This window comes from Actinoallomurus oryzae (assembly GCF_039541955.1).
Taxonomy (GTDB): Bacteria; Actinomycetota; Actinomycetes; order Streptosporangiales; family Streptosporangiaceae; genus Actinoallomurus; species Actinoallomurus oryzae.
The window spans coordinates 71,330-83,215 of record NZ_BAABHF010000039.1; the positions used below are offsets into that span (position 1 = coordinate 71,330).

Sequence of the window (11,886 nt, forward strand, 5' to 3'; positions counted from 1 at the left end):
CGAGTCCGGTTTGGCGGACGGGCGTAATTTCAACAAAGGAGAAAGAGCGTGAGCACCCCCTACGACCCGTACGGCCAGGGTCAGCAGCAGCCGGGTTACGGTCAGCAACCCGGTTACGGGCAGCAGCCGGGCTATGGGCAGCAGCCCGGCTACGGCCAGCAGCCGGGCTACGGTCAGCAGCCCGGTTACGACCAGCAGCAGGGCTACGGCCAGCAGCCGGGGTACGGGCAGCAGCCGGGCTATGGACAGCAGCCCGGTTACGACCAGCAGCAGGGCTACGGCCAGCAGGGTTACGGTCAGCAGCAGGGCTACGGTCAGCAGCAGGCCTACGGCCAGCAGGGCTACGGCCAGCAGCAGGCCTACGGCCAGGGCTATGGCTCCGGCTACGGGCAGGTCCAGTACGCCAGCTGGGGCGCACGGCTCGGCGCGCGGTTCATCGACGGACTGATCGTCGGTATCCCGGCCGGCATCATCATGGGCATCATCAACGTGGCCGCCAAGAACCTCGCGGTGACTTACCTCTTCGAGCTGATCCTCCTCTTCGTCATCGCCGCCGCGCTCGGCCTCCAGGAAGCCAACAGCGGCCAGACGATCGGCAAGAAGGCCCTCAACATCAAGGTCGTCAGCGAGGCGACCGGCCAGCCCCTCGGCGGCGGCGCCGCCTTCGGCCGGCAGCTCTGCCACTCCACGATCGACGCCTGGGTGTGCATCCTCGGATTCCTCTGGCCGCTGTGGGACGACAAGAGCCAGACCTGGGGCGACAAGATCACCAAGGCCATCGTCGTCACGGCCTGAACATCGGACCCTCGCGCGGGCGTACTCCTTGGGGAGTGCGCCCGCACTTTTTTGGATAAGCGCCTTGGCTCGGCGCCTTCCGTCAGCGCACCGGGTCCAGGACGCTGTTGCAGGCGGCCACCTGCGCCCGCCGTACGGCCTTGTCCAGGTCGCGCAGGGCCTCGGTGCGGCGCTGGACCTGGGCGGACGACAGCGTGGCGCTCTCCGTGCCGCGCGCCAGGCCCACGACGACCGCCAGGCGGCCGGCCAGCGCCGCCACCCGGTGAGCACGCGCCGGGTAGCCGGGGGCGAGGCCGCCGACCTGCTCGTGGTGGTGTGACTCGCGCAACGCGCCCAGGGCCTCGGCGATCTCCGGCCGCCACTCCAGCGTGCCGTCGACGGTCATGAGCGACTCGGTCGCCTCGCGCACGGCGAGGGAGAGCTTGTGGTCGGCCTCGGGGAGCCCCGGCGTGTCCGCGACGGCCGAGCGCGCCTCGTGCACCGTCCAGCGAGTGCCGACGTAGGAGGAGCCACGGCGGTCCTCGGCCGGGATCAGGCCGAACGTCCGGTCGCCGATGGTCAGGAGTGCGGCCTCCTCGGCCTCGATCGCGGCGGCGTTGAACTCCGGCGGCCCGGTGAGGCCGAGCGGGTCGCCCGGCGCCGGCAGCGCGAGCCTGAACGCGGACAGACCGGCGACCCGGAAGGCCGCGAGACCACCGCGCAGCGGCGTCTCGCCGGGTTGGTCCGGGATGCCGGCGACGACGTGCGGGCCGCCGAGGCGTTCCACGGCATCGGCGGCCTCATCGAGCCCCACGTGGCCGGTCAGCCATGCGTTGCCCCAGGCGACGAGGACGGCCGAGGGGTGAGTGACACGCATGCGGTCAACCATAAGCCGTCCGAATGCCGTAGGTTCGTGCCGGAGACCCGCGCGAGTCCGGCGGCCCCTACCGCCTGCGGCTTCGTGCGCTTTCGTTGACGGCGAAGGGATGCGATGGCCGGAGAGGTACTCAGGCTCGAGGGCGTCGAGATCCGGCGCGAGGGGGCGACGCTGCTGCGCAACATCGACTGGACCGTGCAGGAGGACGAGCGATGGGTGATCATCGGTCCGAACGGCGCGGGAAAGACGACGTTGTTGCAGGTGGCGGGTGCGATGCTGTTCCCGAGCGAGGGCCGTGCCCAAATCCTGGGTGAACAGCTTGGTAAGACCGATGTGTTCGAGCTTCGGCCGCGCATCGGACTGTCGAGTTCGGCGGTGGCCGACCGCGTGCCGCCGGAGGAGAAGGTCATCGACCTGGTCCTCACGGCGTCGTACGCGATCATCGGCCGCTGGAAAGAAGAATATGACTCGACCGATGTGACGAGGGCCGTCGAACTGCTCGACGCGCTCGGCTGCGCCCACCTCATCCGGCGCCGCTTCTCCACCCTCTCGGAGGGCGAGCGCAAGCGCGTGTCGATCGCCCGTGCCCTCATGCCCGACCCCGAGCTGCTGCTGCTCGACGAGCCCGCCGCCGGGCTCGACCTCGGCGGCCGTGAAGACCTCGTCGCACGGCTGACGAGCCTGGCCGTCGACCGGCTGGCGCCGACGATGGCGCTCGTCACCCACCACGTCGAAGAGGTGCCCGAGGGGTTCACGCACGCGATGCTGCTCCGCCGCGGCTCGGTCATCGCCACCGGGAAGGTCGACGAGGTGTTCACCGACGAGCACCTGTCGAAGTGTTTCGGGCTGCCCTTGCGGATCGAGCGTCAGGAGGGACGCTGGCACGCGCGAGCCGTCAAGTCGTGATCAGCCGCCCCCTTCGTGAGGCCGCCCGATGACCCCTCTGCACGCCCTCGCCATCTTCGGCGCCGGGGTCGCTGCGGGCTGCATCAACGTCATCGTCGGCTCGGGATCCTTGATCACCTTTCCGGTGCTGCTCGGGCTCGGCTACCCGCCGGTCGTGGCGAACGTCTCCAACACCGTCGGCCTCGTTCCCGGCTCCGCCTCCGGGGCGTACGGCTACCGCCGTGAGCTGAACGGCCAGCGCGTCCGGGTGGTCCGCCTCGGGCTGGCGTCCGTGGTCGGCGCGCTCATCGGCGGCATGCTGCTGCTCGTCCTGCCCGCCTCGGCGTTCGAGGTGATCGTCCCGGCGCTGATCGCCGTGGCGTGCGTCCTCGTGGTCATCCAGCCGAAGCTGAGTGCCTGGCTCGGCGGCCGGCGCCGACATCCGCACGGCGGCCCCTGGCTGTGGCTCACGGTCCTGCTGAGCGGCATCTACGGCGGTTACTTCGGGGCCGCGCAGGGCGTCGTGCTGCTGGCGCTGCTCGGGATCTTCCTCGACGAGGATCTCCAGCGCGTGAACGCGGTCAAGAACGTCCTGGCCGGGGTGGTCAACGCCGCGGCGGCCCTGCTGTTCATCTTCGTCGCGCACGTGGACTGGTGGGCGGCGCTGTTCATCGCCGTCGGCTCGACGGCCGGAGGCCTGCTCGGCGCCTCGATCGGCCGCCGGCTGCCGCCGATCGTGCTGCGGGTCGTCATCGTCGTCGTCGGCGTGGCCGCCATCGTCAAGATGCTGTGACCGTTGCCTTCTGGTGAGCAAGCGTGAGCGTGCTGTGTTCCATTAGGCAGCCTCGCCTTCCGGCGGGGCAGTCCCGGTCTGACCAACACCAGCGGTGGTGTCGTGCCGGGTTGACGCTTCAGTGCCTGCTGCGTTGACCACTGGCGTGGTCGCGGTCTCCTGCGTGGCTCCACGTCCGTCTCCAACCCGGTGGTTGGCGGCCGGTCTACTCCCGGTACCGGTCCTCCTTCCACCCGTGTGCGGGGTGTCGCCGAGACGGGCGAGGTTGGTCGCGGCGTTGAGATCACGGTCGATCATCAGGCCGCAGTGCTCACACCCATAGGTCCGGTCGGCCAGGGTCAGGTTTGGTTTTCGCCTGCCGCAGGCCGAACAGGTCTTGGATGAGGGGTAGAAGCGGTCGGCTTCCACCAAGGTGGAGCCGTACCAGCGGGTCTTGTAGCCCAGCATCCGCCGTACCTGCGCGAGCGCGGCGTCCGCGAGTGCCCGGTTCAAGCCCCGTTTGTATGCGCCTCCGCTGCTGCGCATGCCGGACGCGTTCAGCCTCTCCACGACGATCACCTGATGGCGTTGCGCGAGGCCCGTGGTGGCCTTGTGCAGGACATCGCGACGTACCGCCGCCACACGGGCATGCGTTCTCCCGATCCGACCCTGGGTCCGCCGCCACCGCCTCGACGGCTCCCGTTTCACCCGCGTCTTCAGGTCGTAGGGGCCGATCTGCCGGGCAGCCTTGCGTTGCAGCGCCCGCAACCGATCCTGGGCCGCCGTGAGTGACTTCGGTGCAGGCGTCCGGGAAACCTCACGCCCCCGGTCCTGACGCTGATCATGCGAAGACACCCGCGCATACACCACCACCCGGCCACCCGCTGCCGCCAGCGCCACATCCACCCAGATCGTCCCCGATGCCAGTCGCCGAGCAGGCACCGGCATCCGACCCTCCCGGAACCACCGATACGCCGTCTCCGGACGCACACCCTGCTTCCGCGCCCACTCAGCCCAACTTCACCGCACTCACAAAAACACGTTCGATCACGTTTGCTCACGAAACGCCGAACAGTTCGGAACCCTCCGGCGGAGGATCCGCGCGGTCTCCTCGTCGGCGGGCAAGAACGCCTCCAGCCGGAGCTCGGCCAAGGTGACGTCGACGGCGGTCGCGAACGAGGTCACCGTCGTGACCAGCCGGAGCTCGCCTTCGTCGCAGCGCAGGCGCAGTGGCACCGCGAAGCCGACGTAACCGGGCACGCCGGGCCCGTACGGCAGCGGCGGCACGTACTCCTCCAGCTCGGCGATGAACGCGTCGAGGCGGTCGTCGGGACTCCTGAGCGCCAGGGCACGTAGGGCCTCGACGATGTGCCGGCCCCACTCGGGCAGGTTCGCCACGCGCCGTGCCAGCCCCTCGGGGTGCAGCGCGAGCCGGAGCACGTTGACGGGCGGCTCCAGCAGGTGCGCGGCGGCGCCCTCGGTGAGCACGGTGACGGCGGCGTTCGCGGCGACCAGCTCGCCGTACGGCCGCACGACGAGGGCCGGGTACGGCAGGTGCCCCTCCAGGACCCGGCCGATCGCCTCGCGTACGGGACGCAGCTCGGGTGCGTCGAGACGGGACTCGGCGAACACCGGGGCGTACCCGGCGCTGAGCAGCAGGGCGTTCCGCTCGCGCAGCGACAGCTCCAGCGACTCGGCGAGCCGCAGCACGATGGCGCGGCCGGGCCGTGAGCGCCCCCGCTCCATGTAGCTGAGGTGCCGCTGCGTCGTGCCGGCGCGCAGCGCGAGCTCCAGCTGGCTCCAGCGCCGTGCCGTACGCCATCGCCGCAGCTCACGCGCGAACCCGTTGGTCTCCATCACCGCCAGCATGCCCCAGTCGTATCCGGTCGCGACGCCGCTCGTCGATTCCCCGTGAGGTATTGCCGGGCGGCCGGGGGATCCCGAGCATGAGCCGCCATGAGCGATGAGAAGTCATACACGAGGGTTGTGATCACCGCCGACGGCGGATCCGCGTTCGAGGACGCCGCGCTGGTCCTCACCGAACGGCTGATCGGCTCGGGCGTGCCGCCGATGTCCACCGCCGGGATGTCGGCGGCGAGCGGCGTCACGTACCTGCGCAGCGCGGACTTCGACAGCGAGCCGCACCCCGCTCCGCGGGAGCAGTGGGTCGTGATGGTGCGGGGCGTGATCGAGGTGGAGGTCAGCGACGGCTCCCGGCGGCGGTTCGGGCCGGGTGACCTGGTGCACGTGTCGGATACGACGGGGTCCGGGCACGTCACGACCGCGGTGGGGGAGCCTCCGTTCGAGGCCCTGTTCGTGCCCGGCGGTCCCTGAGATCTCGCCTGGTAAGGCCGGTTCCGGACCGGTTGAACGCTGCCATCGGAGGGTAATAATCGAATAGACGTTCGAGAAGGGTGCGGTCATGAAGGGCGACAGGGTCGAGATCATGATCGACGCCGGCGGCGCGACGCGCACGTACGAGGTGGCCGCCACGCGTGCGGGCAGGCGTGTCGAGGTCGTCACCCGGCGGGGGGTCGTGGAGGTGACCGAGGTGACCCGCACCGGCACGCCCGTGCGCACCGCGCGCTTCATGGCCAGCCGCGTCCTGGCGCTGGTCGAGCACCCCTTCAACGACCGCAGGGAGCCATCGGCGCCCCGGCCCGGCGAGGCCTGAGGGCGCCGATGATCTAGCATGGCGCGTGCTCCTCCCAACCACGATCCTGGAGACGGCCATGCGTGTTGCCTCCCCGCTCGCCGCCGGTGTCGCGGGCCTGCTCGCGGCCACCCTGTCGGCACCCACCACGGCCGTCGCCGCGTCACGTGGCGGCACGACCCATGCCTGCTCCGCGTCGGTGGACATCGACGGGTTCTCCGACGCCCTCGACAAGACCACCTTCGACGGCGTCTACGTCGGGAACCTGTCGGCCCTCGCCGTCGACCGCGGTGGGCGCATCGCGGCTCTGTCGGACCGCTCGTCGCTGTTCAGCCTGGACGCCCGCACGCTGCGGCCGGTCGGCGTCGTGAACCTCGCCGACGAGAACGGCGCCGCGCTCGACTCCGAGGGCCTGGCCGTCGACCGCGACGGCACCCGCCTGATCACATCCGAGACCGAGCCGTCGATCCGCCGCTACAGCCGGACCGGGAAGATCCTGGACCGGCTCCCGGTGCCGGACGCCCTGCGGGTCGCGCCGGCCGGACGCGCCTCCGGCAACCTCACCTTCGAGGGGCTCACGATGGAGCCCGGCGGGCGCACGCTGGTCGCCTCGATGGAGGGGGCGCTCTCCGGCGACGACGCCGACCTCGTGCGCGTCCAGACGTGGCGACGCGCCGGGTACGGCCGTGACTTCCGGCTCTCCGCCCAGTACGGCTACCGCGTCGACTCCGGCCTGGGCATCTCCGACATCACGGCGACGCCGGACGGGCGGCTGCTGGTGCTGGAGCGCGGTTTCACGAGCGGTGTCGGCAACACGATCCGGCTCTACCTCGCCGACCCCCGGCACGCCACGGACGTCAGCCGTACGGAGAACCTGACCGCCGGGCCGGGCGTGCGCCTCATCGGCAAGTCGCTGCTCGCCGACCTCGGCGACTGTCCCTCGCTCGGCGCGACGGCCAGGCAGCCGCAGCCCAACCCGCTGCTCGACAACGTCGAGGGCATCACGATCACCGGTCGTGCCCCGGGCGGACGTCTGCGCCTGCTGCTGGTCAGCGACGACAACCAGAACCCGGCGCAGATCACCCGCCTGTACTCCCTGACCGTACGGCTGCCCCGGAGCTGAGGTCAGCGGGCGGGACGCACCTGGATCATCCCGCTCTCGAGGACCCGCGTCTCGAAGGCGGGCTGGCGGCCGGTGGCCGGGCCGTGCACCACGGTGCCGTCGCTGACCTGGAACGTGCTGCCGTGCCAGGGGCAGATCACGCAGATCTCATCGTCCACCCGGACCATGCGCCCCTGGTGCAGCGGCCCGTCGAGGTGGGTGCAGCGGTCGGCGAGCACGTAGACGTCTTCGCCGTAGCGCAGCACGAACAGGCTGATGTAACCCAGCGTGCGGTGGACCGGCCAGCCCTCGGGCAACTCGTCCAGCGGGCACAGGTCGTGCCAGCCCAGCGGCCCCAGGTGAGTGATCGACTCGGCGTGGCTGGCGCCCGCGCCGAGCCGGAAGGCCAGGTGGCCGCCGAGATAGGTGCCGCCGAACAGCGCCGCGAGCCCGGCGAGGCCCAGCACCTTGCCCTGGCGTGTACGGCCGCGCAGGCGGGCGAGCAGCGACGCGGCGAACAGGCCGGTGGCGGCGGTCGTGCCGATCGAGTGCACGATGCCGACGCGCTGCTGTTCGATGTGGAGCGAGGACCAGTCGGCCGCGCCGGTGAGCGCCGCCGGCACCGCGCTCGCCAGCCCGGCGGCCAGCAGCACCTGCGAGGCCCGATCGGTGTCGGGGAACAGGTCGAGCGCCGACGCCGCCATCCAGCAGCCGACCGGGACGTCGGTCAGCGGTGGATGGGCCGGGTGGCCGAGTGGCACCCCGTGCAGAAGGTCTCTGACGGCCCCCGGCGGCAGGAACCGCAGGAGGAACCCGGTGAGCCCACGGGCCGGCCGGTCGAGGACATGAGCGTGCTCCAGATCCTCGGCGACCTTGAGTGGGCGGGGGACGGTCAGGGACCTGGAGATCCTGCTCACCCGCTGACGGTTCACCGCACCTCCTCGGATGGCTCTGCTTTGGACATTAGTCTGCCGCGCCACCTGGGCACCATGCGGGGTCACGTACAGCCGGGCTCGCTCCAGGAGCCGCCCACCTGTGCAGACGATTTACACCGTTGTCAGGGGTTCCACGAGTTGAAGGAAGCCAAACCCGTTAAAGCGTCCGTATTACGGCACCTTCTGGGTCTCGCGTGATTAACGCCGCTCGTTTATCTTTGAAGGGTCCGTGGATGAAATCCCCCGGTATCCCAGGGTGGTAACGATGCGCAGGCTCGAGGCCGAGTTCCCCGGCTGGCGGCTGTGGATCAGCGACACCGGCCGGTGATGGGCCTTCCGCACCGACGCCAGCGCTCTCACCATCGAGCAGCTGCGCGCCGGCTGCCGGCTGATCGTCCAGGCGGACACCTCCGACGCGCTGTACACCGAGATCCGCGCGGAGATCGAGGCCGAGCGGCGCGTGGCCTCCCAGGCGTCGTGAAAGGTCCCTTTTCGGGCTCGTCGCCCCGAAGTGAGTGGTCACGCAGTGTGATCGTGACCCAACAGAAAGGGTAAAGAGCGAGAAAAGGGCGGTCCGCCGTGCGGGCCGCCCCTTCCTCGGGGGACGGGGGTCTCAGCGGCCGTTGACGCCCAGGCCCTTGGCGACGTCGTCGCCCAGGGGCTTGGCGACGTTGCGCCAGTACTCCACGACCCGTGCCTTCATCTCGGCGGTGACCTCCGGGCGGGAGGCGTGGCCGACGATGTTGCTCGCGAGGTTGGCGCGGTCGGTGTCGGACAGGACGTTCTCGTACAGCGCGCGCGGCTGGCCGTAGTCGTCGTCCTCGGCGTGCAGGGTGTACGCGGCCCGGACGAGCTCACCGGTGACGCTGTAGCTCTCGTGCTCGTACAGCGACGGGTCGGCCTGCGGCCCGCCGGCGGTGTTCGGCGCGTACACCGGGTCGCCGTGGTTCTCGTACCGCATGGCGCCGTCCTTGCTGTAGGAGTGGACGGGCACCTTCGGCCGGTTGACCGGCAGTTGCAGGTAGTTCGGGCCGATCCGGTAGCGGTGGGCGTCCGGGTAGGAGAACAGCCGGCCCTGGAGCATCTTGTCGGGGCTCGGCGCGATGCCCGGCACCATGTTGGCCGGCTCGAACGCGGCCTGCTCGATCTGGGTGAAGTAGTCGTCCGGGTTGCGGTTCAGGACGAACCTGCCGATGGTGATCGGAGGGTAGTCGGCGTGCGGCCAGACCTTGGTCAGGTCGAACGGGTTGAACCGGTAGCCGGCCGCGTCCTCGAACGGCATGACCTGCACCTGCACCGTCCACGACGGGTGCTCGCCCGCGTTGATGGCCTGGCTCAGGTCACGGACGTGGTAGTCGCGGTCGAGCGCCGTCTGTTCGGCGGCCTCGGCGTCCGTGAAGTTCTTGATGCCCTGATCGGTCTTGAAGTGGTACTTCACCCAGAACTTCTCACCCGCGGCGTTGATCCACATGAAGGTGTGGCTGCCGTAGCCGTTCATGTGGCGCCAGGAGTACGGCGTGCCGCGGTCCGTCATCAGGAGGGTCACCTGGTGCGCGGACTCGGGGCGCAGGGTCCAGAAGTCCCACTGCATGTTGTGGTCGTGCAGGTGGTTGTCGGACCGGCGCTTCTGCGAGTGGATGAAGTCGGAGAACTTCGAGGGGTCGCGGATGAAGAAGACCGGCGTGTTGTTGCCGACGAGGTCGTAGTTGCCGTCCTCGGTGTAGAACTTCAGCGCGAAGCCGCGCGGGTCGCGGACCGTGTCGGGAAAGCCGAGCTCGCCGGCGACCGTGGAGAACCTCAGCAGCAGGTCGGTGCGGGCGCCCTTCTGGAAGAGCTTCGCCTTGGTGAACTGGCTGACGTCCTCGGTGATCTCCATGAAGCCGAAGGCGCCACCACCCTTGGCGTGAACCACGCGCTCGGGCACCCGCTCGCGGTTGAACTGCGCCATCTTCTGGATCAGGTAGTGATCCTGGAGCAGCAGCGGTCCGTTCGGCCCCACCGACAGGGAGTCGTGGTCACTGGGCGCCGGGATGCCGGCGTCGGTGGTGGTGATGGGCCTTTGGTCAGTCATGCGTATTTCCTCCCTCAGCGCCCCGACGGCAGTCAGGGCAGAAACCCCAGAAGGTGACGTCCGCCTCGTCCACCAGGAATCCGGCGTCATCGGCGGGTTCGAGGCATGGCGCCTCCCCGGCCGCGCAGTCGACGTCCGTGACGTGGCCGCACTCTCGGCAGACGAGGTGGTGGTGGTTGTCTCCGACCCGGCACTCGAAACGCGCCGGGCTTCCCGCGGGTTCGATCCGCCGTACGAGCCCGGCCGCGGTGAACGCGTGCAAGGCCTCGTAGACGGCCTGGAACGACACGTGGCCGAGCCGCTCGCGCACCCGGGAGGTGACCGCGTCGACGTCCAGATGGTCGCCGGCGCGCACCGTGTCGAGGATGGCGAGCCGGGCGGCCGTCACCCGTAGCCCCGTACGGCGCAGCTCCGCGGAGGAGTCGCGCGGGTGTTCCGTGTCCCTCACATGACCGAGAGTACGCACTAAACCTGAATCATTCAAGACAACGAGTGATACTGGTTTGAGTTGGGCGCCGGACGACGGATTCGCAGGTCAGGGGCGGAGTGGATAATCCGCCTAGGATGCGGGGCTTCGGCCTGGGTTGAGTCTCAGAGGGCCGCGACGAGCCGGGAGATCTCCTCTTCGGTGTTGTAGTAGTGGACCGACGCGCGGACGCGGGGCGGCGGTGTGGCGCCGCCGTCGTACCGGTAGCTCTGCGCGGACAGCCGTACGTTGATCTTCTGCCGGGCGAGCGCGGCGACGATGTCCGCCGGGGCGTGGCCCTGCCGGGTGAAGGTCACGATGCCCGACCGGCGCGCGCCCCGGTCGTGGACCGTGACGCCGGGCACCTCCGTGAGGGCGGCGCGCAGCGTCTCCGCCAGCGCCGTCACCCGGCGTTCGATCTCCTTCGGCCCGAGCGCGTGGGCGTAGTCCGCCGCGGCCCCGAGCCCGAGCTGGAGCGCCGCCGACCGCTCGTGGCTCTCGAGCCGGCGGGCGTCGTCGCGCATCGTGTAGGAGTCCGGCCCGGTCCACTCGGCGCCGCGGTCGTCCAGGAAGGTCGGGGCGATCGCCTCCAGCGCGGCCCGCCGTACGTAGAGGAAGCCCACGCCGCGCGGCCCGCGCAGGAACTTGCGGCCCGTGGCCGACAGGAAGTCACACCCGATCTCGTTCACGTCCACCGCGAGCTGCCCGACGGACTGGCAGGCGTCGACGAGGAACAGCGCGCCCGACGCGCGGGTCAGGCGGCCGATCTCGGCGACCGGGTTGACCAGCCCGTCGTGGGTCGGCACGTGGTTGACCGCGACGAGCCGTACGTCGTCGTCCAGTGTGGCGGCGAGCGCGTCGAGGGAGACCTGGCCGTGCTCGTCGTCGGGCAGGACCTCGACCTTGATGCCGCGGTCGCGGGCCGCGTGCAGGAACGCGATCGCGTTGCTGCCGTACTCGCTGGAGGAGGTGAGCACCCGCTCGCCGGGCCGGAAGCGCATGCCGTAGAAGGCCGTGTCCCAGGCGCGCGTGGAGTTCTCGGTGATGGCGATCTCGTCCGGACCGGCGCCGATGAGCCGGGCCAGGGAGTCGTACACGTCGGTCAGCCGGTCCATCGCGGCATCGGCCGCCTCGTACCCGCCCATCAACGCCTCGGCGTCTAGGTGGGCACGGATCGTGTCCAGTACCGGCCGTGGCTGGAGCGACGCCCCGGCATTGTTGAAATGGACAACCTCCGCGCAACCCGGTGTTTCCCCACGAAGACGTGCAATATCCAGCAAATCGCCCCTCCTGATACGGCGGCCTTCCCCGCACGTTACGTGGCTGCGAAGGAGCGTCAAGGGCCGCGGAC

At 70.2% G+C, this 11,886-nt stretch carries 13 protein-coding genes; 6 read left to right on the forward strand and 7 right to left on the reverse strand.

The window, feature by feature from the left end:
* The first annotated feature begins 48 nt into the window (after positions 1–48).
* On the forward strand, positions 49–795 hold the full coding sequence (locus ABEA10_RS31515) for an RDD family protein (protein WP_345470122.1): 747 nt from the start codon (positions 49–51) through the stop codon (positions 793–795).
* A gap of 82 nt (positions 796–877) precedes the next feature.
* Here ABEA10_RS31515 and ABEA10_RS31520 read toward each other — a convergent pair whose 3' ends face one another.
* Positions 878–1,651: a hypothetical protein gene (locus ABEA10_RS31520; protein WP_345470124.1), complete on the reverse strand. Its 774-nt coding sequence runs from the start codon at positions 1,649–1,651 to the stop codon at positions 878–880.
* 114 nt (positions 1,652–1,765) lie between these two features.
* Between ABEA10_RS31520 and ABEA10_RS31525 the strand changes: the two genes are divergently transcribed.
* Together ABEA10_RS31525 and ABEA10_RS31530 are read left to right on the forward strand one after the other, a co-directional pair.
* Positions 1,766–2,557 carry an ABC transporter ATP-binding protein gene (locus ABEA10_RS31525; protein ID WP_345470126.1) on the forward strand — a complete coding sequence of 264 codons (792 nt, stop codon included), beginning with the start codon at positions 1,766–1,768 and terminating at the stop codon, positions 2,555–2,557.
* Between the two features lie 28 nt (positions 2,558–2,585).
* Positions 2,586–3,329, forward strand: a complete 744-nt coding sequence (locus ABEA10_RS31530) for a sulfite exporter TauE/SafE family protein (RefSeq protein WP_345470128.1) — start codon at positions 2,586–2,588, stop codon at positions 3,327–3,329.
* Between the two features lie 42 nt (positions 3,330–3,371).
* Here ABEA10_RS31530 and ABEA10_RS31535 read toward each other — a convergent pair whose 3' ends face one another.
* Positions 3,372–4,214 (reverse strand): RNA-guided endonuclease InsQ/TnpB family protein, encoded by an 843-nt coding sequence (locus tag ABEA10_RS31535; RefSeq protein WP_345470130.1) that lies wholly within the window; start codon positions 4,212–4,214, stop codon positions 3,372–3,374.
* A gap of 141 nt (positions 4,215–4,355) precedes the next feature.
* Positions 4,356–5,177, reverse strand: a complete 822-nt coding sequence (locus ABEA10_RS31540) for a helix-turn-helix domain-containing protein (protein ID WP_345470132.1) — start codon at positions 5,175–5,177, stop codon at positions 4,356–4,358.
* A gap of 87 nt (positions 5,178–5,264) precedes the next feature.
* On the opposite strand from ABEA10_RS31540, the gene ABEA10_RS31545 reads away from it, so the two are divergent.
* The 3 genes from ABEA10_RS31545 to ABEA10_RS31555 all read left to right on the forward strand — a co-directional run bounded on the left by ABEA10_RS31545 (position 5,265) and on the right by ABEA10_RS31555 (position 7,084).
* On the forward strand, positions 5,265–5,642 hold the full coding sequence (locus tag ABEA10_RS31545) for a cupin domain-containing protein (RefSeq protein WP_345470133.1): 378 nt from the start codon (positions 5,265–5,267) through the stop codon (positions 5,640–5,642).
* Positions 5,643–5,730: 88 nt separating this feature from the next.
* A complete protein-coding gene (locus ABEA10_RS31550; protein ID WP_329248057.1) occupies positions 5,731–5,982 on the forward strand; it encodes a hypothetical protein in 252 nt (83 codons plus the stop codon).
* Between the two features lie 58 nt (positions 5,983–6,040).
* The gene (locus tag ABEA10_RS31555; protein WP_345470136.1) at positions 6,041–7,084 is read left to right on the forward strand and encodes an esterase-like activity of phytase family protein; all 1,044 of its coding nucleotides are present in this window, start codon (positions 6,041–6,043) and stop codon (positions 7,082–7,084) included.
* A gap of 2 nt (positions 7,085–7,086) precedes the next feature.
* Here the strand turns inward: ABEA10_RS31555 and ABEA10_RS31560 are convergent, their stop codons facing one another.
* The 4 genes from ABEA10_RS31560 to ABEA10_RS31575 form a co-directional block, all read right to left on the reverse strand.
* Positions 7,087–7,995 (reverse strand): Rieske (2Fe-2S) protein, encoded by a 909-nt coding sequence (locus ABEA10_RS31560; protein ID WP_345470138.1) that lies wholly within the window; start codon positions 7,993–7,995, stop codon positions 7,087–7,089.
* 616 nt (positions 7,996–8,611) lie between these two features.
* Positions 8,612–10,069 (reverse strand): catalase, encoded by a 1,458-nt coding sequence (locus ABEA10_RS31565; RefSeq protein ID WP_345470140.1) that lies wholly within the window; start codon positions 10,067–10,069, stop codon positions 8,612–8,614.
* The gene (locus tag ABEA10_RS31570) at positions 10,062–10,517 is read right to left on the reverse strand and encodes a Fur family transcriptional regulator (protein ID WP_345470142.1); all 456 of its coding nucleotides are present in this window, start codon (positions 10,515–10,517) and stop codon (positions 10,062–10,064) included. Before ABEA10_RS31570 ends, ABEA10_RS31565 begins: the two co-directional genes overlap by 8 nt.
* A gap of 143 nt (positions 10,518–10,660) precedes the next feature.
* On the reverse strand, positions 10,661–11,875 hold the full coding sequence (locus ABEA10_RS31575; protein WP_345470259.1) for an aminotransferase class V-fold PLP-dependent enzyme: 1,215 nt from the start codon (positions 11,873–11,875) through the stop codon (positions 10,661–10,663).
* Positions 11,876–11,886 lie beyond the last annotated feature (11 nt).